Origin of the sequence: Enterococcus sp. DIV0358, assembly GCF_051713465.1 — a bacterium.
Lineage (GTDB): Bacteria > Bacillota > Bacilli > Lactobacillales > Enterococcaceae > Enterococcus > Enterococcus faecalis.
The window spans coordinates 1,670,677-1,688,757 of sequence record NZ_JBIOPX010000001.1; the positions used below are offsets into that span (position 1 = coordinate 1,670,677).

Genomic DNA, 18,081 nt, shown 5'->3' on the forward strand with positions numbered 1-18,081 from the left:
TTGTTAAAAATAAAACCTAACTCTGCGCAATGACTTTTTCGCTAGCGGAGAATTGGATAAATAACTTAAAAAGATAATCGCAATGGCGCAACATCCAAATAAAAGCCATACGTTTGTAAAAGGTGTTCGAGTAAGGGAACTAGTAATAGGCTTTGTAATTAAAAGACTTGGTAGCGCCACCCCTAAAGAATTGCCAATTTGCTTACATGTCACCGCAATGGCTGCTGCCGTTCCTGACTGAGAAAATGGCATTCCTTCAATCGCTGTAATGGTAATCGGTGAATTTAACATCCCAAACCCAATGCCTAAAAAGATATAAATAACAAATAAAATAATCATAGGCGTTGTTTTAGTTACAAATAATTGTAAAAAGCTAACAGCCAACATTGAAATACCACAAAGCATAATAGGACGTTTCGTCCCTATTCTCCCTACCATTTCGCCGGCTCTCGGGGCAACAAGAAAACTAACAAAAGCCAAAGGAATGGTTGATAAGCCAGCTTCCAACGGGCTGAAGCCTCTCATTTCTTGCAAATATAGCGTGTTTAAAAATAAATAACCGTTATATATGATAAAGCCAAAAATAGCTAAAAAAGAAGCCGATGTAAAGGGAATAGATAAAAAGAAGCGCGGATTGATTAACGGATTGTCAATGTTATATTCATAAATAAAGAAAATAACAATGGCTAAGCAGCCGATTATCCCAGTACTTAAAATATCTGGCGCGAAAAGCCCTTTTCTAGGTAGTCCGATAATGGAATAGATAGAACTAAATAGAAAAAGAATCATCAATGCTTGACCAACAAAATCATTTTTCACCGTCTTCTCTACTTTTGACTCAGGTACAAACTTTTGTGTAAGGATGATTGCCGCAGCAATGATCGGTACATTGACAAAAAAGACATACCTCCAGCTAAAATAAGAAACAATCAGTCCGCCAATAATCGGGCCCATTCCTAAGGAAATCCCTGTAACAGAGCCCCACAAGCCAATTGCTTTCGCTCGTTCTAACTTTTCGGTAAATACCTGTGTAATAATAGACATTGCTACCGGATTTAACATAGAACCACCAATCCCTTGCAACATGCGAAACGCAATCAATTGCCCTGGGGTTTGCGAAATCCCACATAGGAAAGACGCTAAACCAAAACAGGCTAAGCCCAATTGAAGGACTCGTTTACGGCCAATTCGGTCTGCTGTAGACCCAGATAACAATAATAAGGATGCTACCATTAAAGTGTACCCATCTGTTACCCACTGTAATGTAGACAGATTCGTGTGAAAATCACTTTGAATGGATGGTAACGCCACATTGACAACCGTAACATCCATGGTCACTACAAACAAACTCATGCAACAAGTATACAAAATAACTTTTTTTCTATCGATCATAAAAACAGTCCTTTCTAGCAACTACATAAAACAGGAAAAGCAACAATGACACTTAAACTTCTAACGACACGATTATCGCAAGTACTCACGTATCAACAGTTCTTTATATTGCTTGCCATTTAGTTATTTTATACTTAAAAAAGTAAATCTTTAGATAGCCAAACTATACACCAGAACCCCTTTAAATTGAACCGTAATAGATACGATTTATCGATTCTTAAGTTATTAAATAATTGAACATTCCGTTCAGAAATATCGAACAGTCCCATAATTGAGCATTTCTTTTAAACAATGAACAACAAAAATAGCCTTATCCGCAGCAGAAGTAAATCTAAGCGAATAATGCTATTTTTGGTAACTATTCCAAAGTAATTTTAATGGCTAAGTCTCTAGCAACTTTTGTAAAGTTGCCTTGATTTGACCAGGTTGGACAAAAACCGAACTGGAAACATTTCGGTATAAATAAAATTTTTGTTTTCGTTCAATCGGTAAAAAGAAGAGTTTAGAATCAATTTCCTGCAGTTGTTCTTTCCGAAGAGAGATTACCGCATAAACTCCTTTACTTTTTTCAATGAGACGAGTAAGCATCAACGTATCGTAGCAACAAACAAGCGGACTTGTTAATTGCAACATTTCTAGCACGCTCTTGGTAGCTTCTAAATGATCTAAGTGATGAGGCAAAAATAGAAATGGATAGTTGGTCAAACAGGTGAAGCCTTCTTCCTCAATTTCTTGTTTAATTTTTCTTGAAACACAAAGATACATTTTTAGTTCAATTAATTGTTCTTTCTTTAAAACTGGACTATTCACATCTGCAGAAGTAATCACAAAATCCAACTCATGATTCTCCAATTTATTCAATAACTCAAACGATGAACCATGGTAACATTCCCAAAAACGATTCAGTTGATCCTCATTTTCTGTCACTTTATACATCAAGGACGTATTTCCAAAACCTAAACGCATCACTGGATTCTCAATCATTTCATGCAAATTAAGTTTCATTTTCTTGGCCTCGTTTAAAATGATATAGACAGATTGGACGATTTTATCACCATAGGAATTTAACGTCAAAGAATTACCGTTACGGTCAAAAAGTAAATGGCCCAATTCACTTTCCAAATCTTTTAATGACGCACTTAAGGTTGATTTACTAACATGGAGTTCAGAGGCTGCTTTGGAAATACTATTATATTTTGCAATGGTATAAAAATATTCTAATTTTTCAATAGTCATCTTTTGTCATCCCTTTTATTCAAATTCATTTGCCCACGCAACCTGTTCAAAACACGCCTCACTCTTTATCAATAGCGTAGTTATTTTTGCTCTAATAAGCTATGTCCATCTTGTTATTTTTCTATAACTAATAGCAGATGGATATGAAAGTGCCTTTGGTAAAACTTTTTTTCGGAAATAGTACGAGCATTCGCAGTAAATTCAGCTTATTAACAAAGGCGTCTAGCTTTTTCTATTTTACGCAAATTTACTTAAGAAATTCCATTTCAATTCTTTTCTAAAAAAGGTAAGATGGACACAACAAATGTTTCAGTTTCCATGCCCATTTACTTTAAGGTTCAGCGTTATCTACTAAGTATGAAGAATGTCAAAGAAAGGTTAGGTACTCCCAATGAAAATCAATTATTTAGGCACGGGTGCAGCAGAACGGATTCCAGGAATTTTTTGTAATTGTAAATTATGTAAGTACGCTCGAGAGAAAAAAGGACGAGAAATTCGTACACAAACTCAATTAATTATTGATGATGTCCTGCTGATTGATTTTCCAGGGGATTCTTATTTACACTTGTTGCAGTATGACTTGTGTTTTGCAGACTTTAACTCTTTACTAATCTCTCATTGGCATTCCGATCATTTTTACGGCGAGGATTTGGCTTATCGAATGTCTGGTTATGCATTAGATGTTCCCAATCGTTTAACTGTTTATGGAAATGAAGCAGTTAAGACGTTTTATCAGCGCGCCTTTGATTTAGAAGGTCGTCAAGACAATACCCGATTACATTATCAGGTTATTCAGCCCTACAAATGTTTTACTATTGCGAACTATATGATTTATCCCCTTCCTGCACAACATGGAAATTTCAGTGAAGATTGTTTTATTTTCGTTATAGACGATGGTAAAGATGCTTTTTTATCCACCCATGATACAGGTTACTTTACGTCAGAAATGTTTGAATATCTTGAAAAGAGCCACTTACTTCTTAGTATTGTTTCTTTAGATTGTACTAGTCAAACAAACGAAACTGGTAATAGTCATATGAATTGGGAAGAAAATTTAAAATTAATTGCAGAATTAAAAGAAAGAAAACTCGTCACAGATAAAACGATTTACGTTGCCAACCATTTTTCTCACAATGGCGGCTTGTCTTATGCGGAGATGGCGGCTCTATCTCAAAAGCATGAAATCATTACGAGTTATGATGGTTTAGAAATACTAACTTAATCGGATTATTTGCCTTCTTTTCAGCACTATTATATGCTTTTAACCGATAATTACAAGGTACTTATATCGTAACTTACACTATCTTAAAAAACAAAAATACTCGAAATTTCCCGTGATTCTGGAAATTCCGAGTATTTTTATGGTTCTTTACGCTGCTGGCACAGCGGATAAACGTTTATTTTCTTCTTCATTCACTCGATTGACAATAAAGTTATAATTCACTTCATTTAGTCTTTGACCATGATTTCCTGTTTGCTTAATGCCACCATTGGAATGAACACCAACTACTTCAAACTGAGCATTATAGATTGGTGAACCAGATTGACCACCGGTTGTATCGATATCATAAAATAGTAATGGATTTTCTAAGTCTGTAAAGTTAGATGTAAACAAATCATTTTCATGAGACCATTGTGTGTGGTTTTTCTCACCTGGATAGCCTGATATTGTGACATGGGTATCTGAAGATTCAAACTTTTTCAAAACAAATGGCGTTAAAATTTCTCCCAACTCTGGGCCATCTGGACGATCGTTTTGTTTGCCGACAGTCACGACCGCAATATCCGCATTCGGGGAAAAAGCTACATCAATCACTTTGAATTTGCCAAATGGTGTCGCACTGCCATCTCGACCTGGATAAAACCAAGCATCATCTTTGGCATTCGGATTTAATACTTTGGCATTCTTAAAACTTTCAGCCACATGATTATTGGTGACAATTGTATTAGTTCCAACAACAAAGCCTGTTCCTAAAGAAATATAGCCTGGTTTACTGGCAGGGGAAATGATTCTTCCGATTGACGCAAAAGGCGCTTCGGTTGTATCTGCCACTTCTTGTCTTCTGTCTTCAGGGTCCAGTAACGATCTTTTTTGTCGTGAATGACTTTCGGCAGGAACGATATACTCTTCTGCATTTGCAGAGAGGCTAAAACCAGCTATCAAACTTACTAAAATCAGAAACAAAAAACCAGCACTAATTTTTCGTATGGAGAACTTTTTCATAAGATTATGCCACTCCTTATCCATTTTTATTTAATTGGAGAATTTTTTTCATTCATTGACCAGAACAGATTCACTTGGTTGGTTTACTTGAATATCCTCTTTAGCTCCGATTCCAGCAGAGTTAAAGGCTGCTGACACCACTGAAGCTGCTTCATCGCCATATTGAACTTTTGCAGCAGCAAGCATCGCATCACGAGCATCACTGAATTGTGCTTTAGGTGTTAAGTAATTTACTAACGAGCTGTAGAAAATAGTCTGTGCTTTTTCAATGCCTAAGTTCTGGATAATGGTGTAACCAATCCGATTAATAATTCCACTGTTATAATGAACACCGCCTTGATCATAATAAGGCGTTCCTTTATACCGTGCTCGATCGTCGTATTGAGCCATGGTTTCTGGTTGTCCGTGTTTACTTGGCGTTTGTAAATTTCGAATACCTGTTTTTCGGTCAACACTCTGAGTATCCGCACCAATTTCTGGATTAGATGCACCCGAAATAATATAACCCATCAAATCAGAATAAGATTCATTCAACGCACCTGATTGTCCTAAATATTCTAAACCTGCAGTATGTTCCGTCACACCATGTGTCATTTCATGACCAACTACATCTAAAGAGGAAGCATACGTTTTTCCTGTTGGTGTACTTGTTTCACCATAACGCATTGCTTTTCCATCCCAAAAAGCATTGTCATAAGCATCTGGATGTTGTTCATCAACAACTGACAAGATGGGCATCCCTCGATCATCAATACTGTGTCGTTGGAAATGATCTTCATAATATGTTTTCACAAATTTTCCATGGGTATAGGCGTCAACAGCATTCTGATTTAATGTCGCTAGTGATGGCGCTTGAATAATAGAATAATTATTTTTGCCATCAACTACTGCATGGTAAACCCCTGTGTTATCCGTTCCGTGTAAAGCAATTCCCGTATTGCTTTTTTCAACTGGTACATTAAACGTTACTTGAAAAGAGTTTTTTAACGTTACTTCACTACCGACATGTTCCGTTAAATCTTGTTTTTCCATAATTGTTCCATCTGTAGCGTTCACTTTATAAACCAATGATACGGGGTCACCAGTTGGTGAAGAAGTTACTCTGACTTTATAAAATAATTGCCCTTCATTATTTACACGTTTGTCAATAGCTAAAAAGACAAGATCTTTAGTTTCTGGATTATCAGAAGTAACAATTTTTTTAACTCCTTCTTCACCGATTGCATCAACCGATTGAATTTTCACAACTTGATCAACTGGATTTCCTGTAACACTTGTTACTGCACCGTTTTTATCTAAATGAATAATCACATTATCTGAATCAACAGTAACGCCTTCCGTTTGCTTTTCTAACTTAAGATGCTTCATCCCCCACGCGTCTTCTTTTCGATCTACAACCGTATATTGTTCAGCAGCTGCCTCAGAAATTGCCTCCTTTTCCAACTTCGATAAAACTGTTGAAACTTCACTTTCTGAATAAACTTGTTCTTCTGCGGCTACAAAAAGTGAAGAAAATAGACATGAACTTCCAACAAAGATGCCTGTACCTAAAATGTATAAAATTTTATTTCCCTTCATCAAACAATTAACTCCTTCCCCAGTTTCCTTTTATTTCTTTTCCCAACAAAAGTATTGCTTTATCCTCCCTAATTTTTCCCGTTAAACGACCGCCCCTTTCCCTGCGTAAATATTTGTTGCTATTTTCATTATAGACAACTACCTAACCGGCACTATCTAAATTCCTTAATCAGCCGACATTTTTCCCTGTATTGCCCCTCATAACTCAATACCATAGCAAAAAAGTTGTTAACAAATTCATTCGTTAACAACTTTTTTACTATTATGATTTTTTTCAATAATTAAATGTTGAGTAACCGATCCTTCATTGAAGGACGTTTGCAAATCAAATTGATCTGAAAAATCAACAATTTCTTTTACATATAACAATCCCCAACCGTGCTCTTCTGGGTTACTTTTAGAACTAAATTTGGTTTTCTTCATAACCTTAAAATCAAATTCGGCTTGGACACTATTTGTTATCACAAACTCTTGTGTTTCATTTTTATTGAAAATTGAGATAGCGAACATTTTCAATTCTGATTTTGCACTGTTTTCAATCGCGTTATCTAATAGAATAGCCAACAAACGAATCACAACCACTAAGTCGATTGATGTATCAAGAATAAATACTTCTGGCACATCAACAATCACTTTTAGTTTTGCTTGCTTTGCGGTATTAATTTTCATACTTATGAGTGCCTTAAGTTCCATATTTTTCAAACGATTTAACTTCATAAGTTCAAATTCTTCATTATCAATAATTTTTTTGGTTGGTGCAATCGTTTCTTCATAAATTCTTTTGATTTCCAGAATATCTTCGTATGAAATAGCAATTTGTAAACTATACAATAAATTTTTATAATCATGACGAAACATCGCTAGCTCTTCGTTAATGGATTCTATTTTTTCAGTATAAATCGTTAAATTATTCAATAATTGAGTGTTGATACGTTGTTCTTCCAAATAAGCTTCAATGACTAAGCCAATCAGAATTAAAAATAAACCTACACTTATTAATAACTCCAATTTAGAACTATTTACCGTGACAAATCCTCGCATAAAGTCAGGTGAAATCTCTGGCGAAATCAAAAACACAAAAAGTAACAACAGAATCAACAATAAAAGTAAACAACCAAAAAAAATTCGGCTATTTTCTAACACACGATTTAATCTTAAAAAAACACTATTGGGAATTTTTAAAGCAATCCAGATATTTATAAGCAACAGAAGAACATTTGAGGCAATCCATAATAATTTATTTTGATAAATCTGTTGAAAAAAAACACTTAAAATCGTTTGCTCCGTGTAATTGATAAACGAAACCATAAGCAATGTAAAAACGGATAAAAATATCGCTTTAAAAATTGAGAACCTCTTTTTGTGAATGAGTAAAAATCCTGTAAAAACAACGACTGTCAGCGCATAAATCAACCAAGAGTAGCCCAACATTAATGCCGCAAACGAACAAAGATTAATGACAATAAGCAATGAAAGTAACGGTATTTTACATTCAATCTTAATCAATGTTACTCGTAAAAAGACAAAAACGATAAAGCTAGATACAAGCAAAACGTTAGTAGCTAATAACGACAAAATCATTTTTCAATATTCTTTTTAGGTTTTTCAGTTTGTCCCATCCATTGTCCAAATATATTGGGCGAATTTTGATTTAATCTAGGCTTAGTTCCCACACCATCACTAACTTTTGCAACTCTTTTTTCAATAACATTTTTAATTATTTTTTTACCAAATTTCATAAAAACACTTCCTTCAATTAAATTTTTTGTTACAGGGAGTATCATCAGACCTTGGATGACGAGACCGTAGAGTATTACTGAAGCAATCTTTTCTTTGACAAACAGACTACATAAAATAAGTAAACACACCCTTATAAGGCTTTGCTTTTTGAGCACGTTTAAATCAGATGGCTGAACAGGTTCAATTGCTGTTCCTTGTGGCGCATACCAATAAAATAATACGACTAAGAGGCAAATCAATAGAATTTTATAAATAAACGGTAAGCTCACAGAAGAATTTTTCAATACAAATGGTATGGCGACATAGATAACAATGCTTTCTAGACGACAGAGCCATTTGGTTTTTGCATGCCAGCCACCTGCGACAGGCCGTAAAAAAATCAGTATGACGTATACAATAAAGGTTTCGCTTAACGTCCCAAATAAAACTGATAAAATCAGAATCATCAGAAAATTAAATAAGCCAGAAAAATAAACGGTTAGATAATACTTTGTCCATTGTGTTTTTCCTGATTGATCTTCCTGATCCATATCCATAATATTTTTTAGAATCCAATCGATTAGCATATCGCCCTCCTCTTCAAGTATTGCACTAAATTATAACGAATATAGCGACTAATAGATAGATAATTCCTTAATTAGTCATTATCCCTCCCTAAGTAAGAAATAGCGCCTTGACCTGAGTATAATATCTTCTTGAGACTGGTACTTCCGTTCCGTCTCTCATAGTTAAAAGATGCGTTTTATAATTTAATTTTGACGCATATTTTTTATTGATGATGATTGATTGATGGACTCTAATCAAATCTGGATGCAGTTGTTCAATTTTTGATAACGTTCCATAAAATTCTCTTTTAAAATTTTTACCAACCATTGATACACGATGATCGTATTCCGTTTGAAAGAAATAAATATCATTAATATCCATTTTTATAGAGGACGCTTTTAAGTTAATGATAATATATTCACTTTTTGTCTTTATATTTTCTTTTTGTTGAATATATGCATCGACACATGTTTCGACCTCTTTTTGGAAATCTAGAAAATCCACGTTCTTTTGAATAAATTGAAGAGCTGAAACCATATATTTGTAGGAAGTTAAAACTAATTCTGTGTGAGTAGAAATAAATACAATCAGACTTTCACTGTCTGTTTTTCTGATTTCTTTAGCAACCTCAAATCCTGCCTGGATATGATTGTTCATTTGAATATCTAGGAAAAAGATATTTAGTTGGGCGTCCTGGTATGCCACTTGTAATAATTCATCTGAACGTGAAAATAAATGGATTGTTTCATTATAAATATTTCTTGAATGTAGGATATTTGTTAACAATGCTTCTAACGCTTTTGCTTGAATAATTTGGTCTTCTAATATATAAATAGCCATTTGTTCACTCATCCCTTTCTCAAGAAGATATAAAATTACACAACAAAAGACAAATGATTATAATGTTCAATCAATTTATACACCAATAAAAGAGATAAAAAATTGATTGTCTGTTAGTATATTCACATAAATTTAGTATAGCGATTTCAGTAGTTTCCTGCAAACAAAAACATAAAATAACAAAGTATCAAGAAAGAGTACTTTGGACTATTCATCTTTTGCTAACGAATCATGAGGACGATTGTCTCTTCGTTGATGAAAAACAAAGAATCAACCGCCAAACTGTTCTTGTCATTTTATACATGACAAAATCAATTCATTGGTCGATTCTGGTTATTTTAATTTGTTAGTTCACACATGGATCATTGTGCTAATTTTTTACTTAAACATCCACAGTTCTTCCTGTTGAATGAGTCGATTAAGCGCCAATGTAGGTCACGCCACTACTATAAGCAATTACATTAGGTAAGACACGATACGAAATCGTTTGATCATTGATGACATTGCTTTCAGAAATAATGATTCCATCAGAAGTGACCGCTTCAACAAAAGCAACATGTCCATATTGATTATCTGCGCCAGCAACTCCTGGTTGGAAACTAATCGCACGACCAGCTTTAGGCAATGAACTAACTTGATAGCCTAATGCACGTCCTTTTCTTCCCCAGTCACTGCCATTTCCCATAAATTCATCCACAGAAGTGCCCAACTGTTTGAAACGATTATAGACATACCACGTACACTGGCCCACGGGATAGCTACCACTTCGATTATAATTGATCCCATCATAGACTGGAAAATGCATTTGTTGCTGTTCCGCTTCCGACAGCTCATTTTTAGATTGGATAATCAAACCGTCCACTGTTTTTGGTAAATCAAATTGCGTTAAGTTATAAACCGCAATTAACGAATTTAATTTATTATCGTATTGCTTGTCTGTTGCATATTTACCTGTTAAAAAACGCGTTGCTTGAAGGTAGTTTTTGGCTTCCGAACGCCACGCTGGTTTATAAAAATCTTGATTTCCGTCAATCCCTTGTCGGAGTAATTGAACATAATCTTGCAGTGAGTCATTATAGCCACCGTAATCGCGAAACCCAGCGGAAATTGTATAAAGTTGGCCCCTCTGATCAGCCTCTTTTGTTGAAAAGCTGACACTATTTCCTTGGAACGAACCTTTCACGCCAAAGAGATTATAATAAGGTTCTTTGGCTAGTTGACTTTCGCCAGAGCCACTTTCTAAAATAGCCTGAGCTATCATCACTGATGCAAAAACATCGTATTTTTCGCCAAGTTCTCTGGCTGTCTCACCAATTTTTTTAATAAACGCTGTGGTTTGTTCTGACTTCTGCATTTCAAATGATGCACCATATGTTGCTAAAACTTCTTTGCCATACTCCGTTAATGTGAACTCCTTAAAAGGATTAGTCACTACCAAGCGTTTTTCCTCTTTTGAGTCTGGTTGTTGTTTGGCAGTATAGATATTCTCTAACTGAGCGATTACTTCTGGTTTCTCTTTAGAATCCGCTTCCGCTGCGGCAATTAAATATTTTCCTTGGCCAAGATAAACACCATTTTGAAGCGTTTTTCCTTCAGCTGTTTGCCAAAAAATCAGATCACCAGGTTCTGCCTCCTCTATAGAACGAACTTTACCAAATGTCATTTGTTCTTGCGGCGTACTGCCAATGTCTATTTTAAATAATTGTTGGTAAATTTTTTGGGCAAGGAAACTACTGGTCAATACTTGCTCTGTCAAATTAAATTCTTTTTTTGTTTTCCCAACGTGTCTTAATGCTTCAGCCACCACGACTGCCCGTTTCTTTTCGCCAAAAGACGACAACAGTGGAAGTTCGTAGCCTTTTAAATTTGAAGAAGCGATTTCATCTACTTTGAGGGACGGATTTAACGATACAGCCTGATTTTCTTCAACAACGTTATTGGTGGCTTCAGGAACTTGAATAGGTTCTTCAGGTTCTTGCTTGGTCACAGGAACTTGTGGTGGTTGCGATTGTTCAACAGGCTGCGTGATTTCTGATGATACCGTTGACTCTGTAGGTTCTTTTTTTGTTTCAGAACTAGTATTTGTGGTTGTCGTTTCTGTCGTTGAATGACTCGTTGATTCGGTAGTCGTATCGGTAGAACTATTTGATTCAGATGACGAACTACTAGTGGACGTTGTCGATGTAGCAACAGTTGTTTCGGTTGTTTCGGTTGTTTCAATTACTTTTTCTTCCGAAGTAATTGTCGTTTCCGAGGACAGAGCTGTTTGTAGCGAGCTACTTGGTAATTCTGCAGCCAACGTAACAACTGGAGCGACTTCCAAACTCAGAAGAACGAGAATACTTGTTAAAACAAGTAGTTGATTCTTGATTTTCTTTCTTTTCATTCGTAAAAATCCTCTCCTATTACATACTCGCGCATTTGCACACTGTTTTTGTACAAATGCGCCTTGTAAGTTAATGATACGCTAATTTTGGTCTTTTTTATTTTTGAAGAATAATTTTCCTAAACCAATACTTACTATCAATAGAAAACCACTAATTGACCAGATTGGCGAAACAACTTCATTTGCTTTTGGCAAAGTACCAGAAGTGGTGGTTTTTGTTGTCGTTCCACCTGCTGCTGTGCCCTTTCCTGGACTGGTTACACCACCAGTCCCGCTAACCGTGCCATGATTTCCATTGTTGCCTGTAGAGTTGCTACTGATTGGCTCTTCTGCCATTGCTTCAATGGCTTGTGCTAAAATACTTAAACATTTGTCCACAGCTTCTTGCGTCGCACTTGGGTCCTCAACAAGTGCTTTTGCTTGTTTAATTGCTTCAGCTAAAGCTTCTTGCGATGCTTTTGTAAATTGTTTTCCTGCTTTAGGTTTCAATGTTTCTGCTTTTTGAAGCAGTTCTTTCAACTTTGTTTTATCCGTTTGAAGGACTTGTTCCTCTAAACTATCCAAAGCAGTTTTTACATTTTTTTCAGCAGTATCAATTTGTTCTTGCCGAGCATTTTTATCAGCTAAAATCCCTTCCGCTTGGTCAATTGCTTCAGTTAAGCGCGCTTTAGACTCGCTGGTAAATTCTTTTCCGGCAGATGGTTTGATTGCTTTTGCTTTGGCTATCATTGCCTCTAAGGCTTTTTTATCTGTAACTAACGCTTCTTCTTGTAACCCATCGATGGCACTAGTTAATTCAGCAACCGCTTCATCAATCATTTTTTGATTAGCTGCTGGGTTTTCCAATGTGTTTTTAGCTGCTAAAAGCGCTTTTTGTAAATCTTGTAACGAGGAGGCAGTAAATTGGTGCCCTTCACTTGGAGTGACTTGCTGCGCTCGTTTGACAACTTCTTGTAATTGGTCTTTATTTACAAGTGGTACTTCTTTTAATTGAGCCATTGCAGTTTCCAATGCGTTTAGAGCCGCTGAGACTTCTTCTTTTGTCGCCGTTTCTTTCGCTACGATTGCTTCAGCCGCTTGAATTGCTTCTTGCAATTGTTTTTCTGTTTCTTTTGTAAATTGGTATCCTCCTTCCGGCTTTCTTCCTCTGGCTTGAGCGATTTGCTCTTTTAAGGTTTCCTTATCAACGGCGACGGGTTGTTCTTTTAATTGTGCAATTGCTTCACGCAATGTTTTAGTCGCTTGGTCTATTTCTTCTTGGGTAACTTTTTCTTGAGCAAATACTTTTTGAGCTGCTGCTAATGACTCTTCGAGAACTTTTTTAGTTTCTTCGGTGAATTCTTGCCCATCACTTGGTTTTTTCGCCAGCCCCTCTTGAATTGCTTTTTCTAAATCAGCTTTATTCGCTACATTAGGCATTTTTTCCAACTGTTCTACAGCCTTTTCTAGATTTTCCACAGCAACAGAAACGTCTGTCTGTGTGGCTTGTTCATTGGCTAGAACAACTACTGCCTCATCTAAGACTGGTTTAAAAATTGCCCAAGTTTCAGGCGTATATTCTTTTTCGACACGTGCTTGATTTAGCGTAATTAGCGCTTGTAATAACTCTTTATCTACTAGCTCTGTTGGCTTCACTGTTACAGAAAAATCTGAAAGTGTGGCTTGTTGGAATCCTTGGCCTACTAATAAGCCTTGACTCATATCAAATTGTAATGGCTGCTCAACAGTTGTCGCACGTTTTACGCGAGTTGTTTCTTTTACTTTAACTTTAAAGGTAACTAAGTCCATTGAACCATTCAACAATTGTTTATTTCCTTGATTACTAAGAACTAAATATAGATTCTCCACATCATTTGAATGTTTCCGATATTTAGAATAATTTTCCATTTGTTTTGTATTATTCGTGGTTGCAGGCTGACCGACAAGTTCAAATTTGCTAGAATCAAAGGACATTTTTGTGCTTAACGCATTAATGTTTTTTAAGTCTTGACCTTTAAGTGTAAAGGTTAATGTATCGCCAGGAAGATAGGTATCCTTGCCATTTTCATTAACCACAGCAAGGGATAAACCGCCCGCAATTTCTTCGACATCAGGTATTTCAATCCCACCATCTAATTGTCGTAAAACATAACTGATATCATAAGCATCAATTACCCCATTTTTATTTAAATCGCCTTTTTCAACATAGCCATTAAAGTCACTGTCCACAGATTCTAAGCCTGTATAGTTTCGATAACTCATTGCATCATTTTCATCAATCGTTCCATCGTTAGTAATGTCTCCATGTAAGATTCCTTCTGTTCCTGGTTGTTTGTAAAAGAGCATCTCACGACCAGATCCAAAATTACCCACCGATTTTAATACCTTCATTTCAACAAAACGATACGCTTGGTCCTTCGTTTCAATGTTTTTTGTCAAAGCATCTTGCTTCCAGTTAATAGGCTCTGAAAACTCTGTCCAATTAGCTCCATCTTTCGACGTCCGATACTGGAGCTGCAAAATATTTCCGTTGCCGGCATTGTCTCTTGGCAAGTATTCAATTTTATCCATTTGATACTCCGCACCAAGATCAAATTTTAAAGTCAAGAAATTCCCATCACTTGGATTAGCGATGCCGGTTGACCAGTTCGTATGCCAACCTGTACTTAAATCTTTATCCGTTAATTTCTTCAATTCTGCGCCTGGTTGTTCTGGTAAATTACTTGTTGCTTTGACTTGATTAATTGTTTCTTTATAGGGATCATCTTGTGTTTTTCCTTTAATCGGTTCACTCCATTCAGAGACCCCGTTTTTTCCAACAGCTCGAACTCGAAAAGTATGTTCGCTTAGGAAGGAAAATCCATCAAATGTTGCTGTATTCGTTTGAATATTTCCGAAAACAGTCCCGTCACGCTCTACTTCATAGCTTGTTGCCTCAGTTACTTGATCCCATTGAAGAGTCAAAGAAGATGGCGTTGTTTTTTCTTCATTGATTGCGACATTTGCCGGAATAGTTAACTGGTCATCGACCGTTGTATTTCCTCCATCAACCGTTCCTTTATTAATGAAACCTTTGACAGTTATTTGAACATCTTTGGCGGTCACAGATTGTTTCGCTAGTTTTACTGATAACGCTGATTGGTTCAGTTTTTCTCCTGAAGCTTCAGAAAGATACTGATTCACTTGGAATTCTTTATCAAAATAATATAGATTTGTGCCAGCTAAAAATTCTTCTTTATTAGCTGCTTCTTTCAAGGTTACTTCTGTTCCCCCCACCATTGCTGTTACGCTTTCGGGTGCTTCTGAAGCTAGCAAATCAAGCGTGGTGCTTCGTTCATCAACAAAGCCTTTGTAACTTCCTTTTGTCGGTTCGATAGTAACGGTCAGATCCCCTTTTTCGTTTGATTTAGGGCCTTGACTATTTATTTTAGTCGTAGCTGATTGCCCAGCTTCATAACTAGTTGAAATTCCGTCATCTTCATACATATTAAAAGAAGTGGCGCCATTTGGATAAATCAAGAAAGATCGTTGATCTCGTTGGATTTCCTTTGGATTGTTGTTTGGATTCGTCATTGGGATAATACTGCCATCTTTGACGAAAACGGGCACCTTCCACAGCGGTGTTTTTACTCCATTTAAGATACGGCCACCTTGATATTTTTCGCCTGTAAATAAGTCAACCCAGACTTGTTTTTCATCTGGTAAGTAGATTCCATCACGGATTGAATTTCCTGCCTCATCTTGATTGCCATTATAAATTGGGGCAACGAGTAAATTGGGTCCCCACATATATTGGTATTGAGAATCTTTTGTATATGCTGTTCCTTCATTAGGAAATTCTAAAGCCATAGCCCGTACCATTGGTAGTCCATCAACTGATTCCTTGGCAATACTGTAGTTATAAGGCATCATCATTGATTTTAATTTTAGATACGCTCGGTTCAAATCTGTGGCTTCTTGATCAAAAGCAAATGGCGTTTTCGGATTGGAGCCCCAGCCGTCCATATTTAGCTGTACTGGTGTAAAAGTTTTCCATTGGAAATCACGTATGTTGACCTCTTTATTTTTTCCACCAAAAATTCCATCCATATCTGAACCAACATTTGGTTGGCCAGACAATGAAGTCCCGATATATGTTGGGATATGGAAGCGAATATATTCCCATTGACCACCCGTTTGATCGCCTGTCCAAATACCAGCGTGCCGTTGGGTTCCGGCCCAACCATCTAATGAAACAATCATCGGACGAACTGCGCCGTCTGTTTCTTTTACAAAAACATTTGCAGCATCTTCTACACCATTTAAGCCAAAGGAATACCCATACCCGACCCACGCCACGTCAGTTTTGAGGGCTTTAACACCAGCGACACTAACTTCTTTCGCAATATCCCGTTCTCCTTTTTTAGGATTTTTAGGATCAGCTGGATGGAGATTAGATTGAGTCCACAGCCCCACTTCAACACCATTGGCTTGAGCATAATCAGTAAATTCTTTTAAGTTTTGTACATCGCCATCCAATGAATCTGTTTGACCATAGCCAGCACCGTAGCCGTCATTTGGCAAGAACCACCCTAATGGCATATCGTTTTTCTTATACCGATCAATAACTGCGCGTGCAGAAAATTGATAATTCTCTTTTTCTCCATTTAAAGATTCTAGCGTGCCATTTAAGTTTCCTAGATCGCCTGGTTGGTATTCTTTGTAAAAATTACCATCTTCAAACTTAACTGCTCCCGCGGTTCCTTCTGCTACTTTCACCCAATAGTCCCGATTATACGCGTTTAAATGCGCTTCATAGAACCCGTATTCTGGCATCAAAGCTGGTTTCCCGGTTAATTCATAGTAATCTTTTAAAATACCTGCTGAGGAATCATTAAAGAAATAAAAGGCATCAAAATCTGTTCCTTCGTGCGTCGTTGTAGTTGTTTGTGGATCATGACTTCCAAAATCATAGTTGCCAGGTTTCCATGTATTTCGAACAACGCCATACCCTGCAGTTGACCAATAAAATGGGTTAGGCGATGCTACTCCGCCATCTACCCAATTGTTCGTATTGACAATCTGGATAGCTGTTCCTTTGTGCGTAAATCGACCATTTTGAGTTCCTCCGCCAAAATAATTTTCTTGACTACTTTGTTTTAACGTTTGTGTAGCTTTATCATTTTTAAAGGATAGCGGAGCGGTTTCTTCTAAAATGACTTGATTCTTTTTCTTGTCTAGAACCTTCATTAAAGCGCTTTCTTTTTCGAATATAATTTTTAAACCATTATTTTCTAGAGTAAATTGGTTTCCTGAATCTGTGACGTTCGTTTGCTCAAAGGCTTGTGTGCCATAGTCGGCCATTGTTTTAGCCGTAATTTTCGCAACATGCTTTGGATCATTTGGCGTTGGATATTCTTCAAATTTACCAGTTGGATCTAGATGATAGCGAAAAAGATGGTCGTTTAAAATACTAATTTGTGCTTTTTTTCCAGAAGCATACGTAATGACAAAGTTTTTCTCCGCTTTTTCAATCGACACAATTGCTCCGACTGACGTTGCTGAATCAGCTACGTCTTCTTTTGCTGTTTGCTCTTGCGCATCAACCACTTGAGAATCCATCGTAACAAACGAATGGAACGCCAATACAGACGAACTCACTAATAAAAATGTCAACCAGTGCTTTTTACCGTAAATTTTTTTACCCTGATACTCTTTGTTCATTTTTTCCTCCTTAAAATTGCTCCCCATAGAATAGTTCCGACACAATTACTCGCAAAATCCAAAACCCAACAAAATTTTATCCAGATGAAAAGTCATAACGATTTTCTTAGTTTACTGAGACTGTTAGAAAGTCAGTTTCAGTAACCCCTTCATAAACACATCCTTTCAATAAATTATTAAATGAAAACAATCTATTTTCATCTTATATAAAAATTTTAGTACAGAATCACAATTTCCCAATGAATACGTTTTCATTTGTTGACTACCAATTTTTCACTTTTTTAATAACATAATTATCGTATGATGGTTTTTTTGTGTTTGTCAACGGTTAATTATAGCAGCCACCATTAACAAGTATTAACCCTTGATAAACCTGTTAATTCACTTATAATGATGATTTTATTGCGAAAATATCCACATCAGAAAAAGAAAGACTTTTTTCAAAAATCTAATACCT

Annotated in this window: 10 protein-coding genes; 1 reads left to right on the forward strand and 9 read right to left on the reverse strand. The window is 36.3% G+C overall.

The features are described from left to right. Positions 1-3: 3 nt before the first annotated feature. Together IGK70_RS08210 and IGK70_RS08215 are read right to left on the reverse strand one after the other, a co-directional pair. A complete protein-coding gene (locus IGK70_RS08210) occupies positions 4-1,392 on the reverse strand; it encodes an MFS transporter (protein WP_256891523.1) in 1,389 nt (462 codons plus the stop codon). 381 nt (positions 1,393-1,773) lie between these two features. Then, the gene (locus tag IGK70_RS08215) at positions 1,774-2,628 is read right to left on the reverse strand and encodes a LysR family transcriptional regulator (RefSeq protein ID WP_104855855.1); all 855 of its coding nucleotides are present in this window, start codon (positions 2,626-2,628) and stop codon (positions 1,774-1,776) included. Positions 2,629-3,019: 391 nt separating this feature from the next. Between IGK70_RS08215 and IGK70_RS08220 the strand changes: the two genes are divergently transcribed. Then, positions 3,020-3,850 (forward strand): MBL fold metallo-hydrolase, encoded by an 831-nt coding sequence (locus IGK70_RS08220; protein ID WP_104855856.1) that lies wholly within the window; start codon positions 3,020-3,022, stop codon positions 3,848-3,850. Between the two features lie 147 nt (positions 3,851-3,997). On the opposite strand, the gene sprE is transcribed toward IGK70_RS08220, so the two are convergent. From sprE to IGK70_RS08255, 7 genes are all read right to left on the reverse strand, one after another. Continuing rightward, positions 3,998-4,852, reverse strand: a complete 855-nt coding sequence (sprE, locus tag IGK70_RS08225; RefSeq protein ID WP_080442518.1) for a serine proteinase SprE — start codon at positions 4,850-4,852, stop codon at positions 3,998-4,000. Between the two features lie 48 nt (positions 4,853-4,900). Next, positions 4,901-6,433, reverse strand: a complete 1,533-nt coding sequence (gene gelE / locus IGK70_RS08230; protein ID WP_104855857.1) for a gelatinase GelE — start codon at positions 6,431-6,433, stop codon at positions 4,901-4,903. Positions 6,434-6,667: 234 nt separating this feature from the next. After that, positions 6,668-8,011: a sensor histidine kinase FsrC gene (gene fsrC / locus IGK70_RS08235; protein ID WP_078126946.1), complete on the reverse strand. Its 1,344-nt coding sequence runs from the start codon at positions 8,009-8,011 to the stop codon at positions 6,668-6,670. Further along, the gene (fsrB, locus tag IGK70_RS08240) at positions 8,008-8,736 is read right to left on the reverse strand and encodes a quorum-sensing system protein FsrB (RefSeq protein WP_104806306.1); all 729 of its coding nucleotides are present in this window, start codon (positions 8,734-8,736) and stop codon (positions 8,008-8,010) included. The genes fsrC and fsrB overlap by 4 nt, the downstream gene beginning before the upstream one ends. A gap of 88 nt (positions 8,737-8,824) precedes the next feature. Then, on the reverse strand, positions 8,825-9,556 hold the full coding sequence (gene fsrA / locus IGK70_RS08245) for a response regulator transcription factor FsrA (protein ID WP_080442520.1): 732 nt from the start codon (positions 9,554-9,556) through the stop codon (positions 8,825-8,827). A 418-nt stretch (positions 9,557-9,974) separates the two neighbouring features. Beyond that, complete coding sequence (locus IGK70_RS08250; RefSeq protein WP_104806307.1) at positions 9,975-11,942, reverse strand: amidase domain-containing protein; 1,968 nt, start codon at positions 11,940-11,942, stop codon at positions 9,975-9,977. Positions 11,943-12,023: 81 nt separating this feature from the next. After that, positions 12,024-17,651 carry a TIM-barrel domain-containing protein gene (locus IGK70_RS08255; protein WP_181035537.1) on the reverse strand — a complete coding sequence of 1,876 codons (5,628 nt, stop codon included), beginning with the start codon at positions 17,649-17,651 and terminating at the stop codon, positions 12,024-12,026. Between the last annotated feature and the right edge of the window lie 430 nt (positions 17,652-18,081).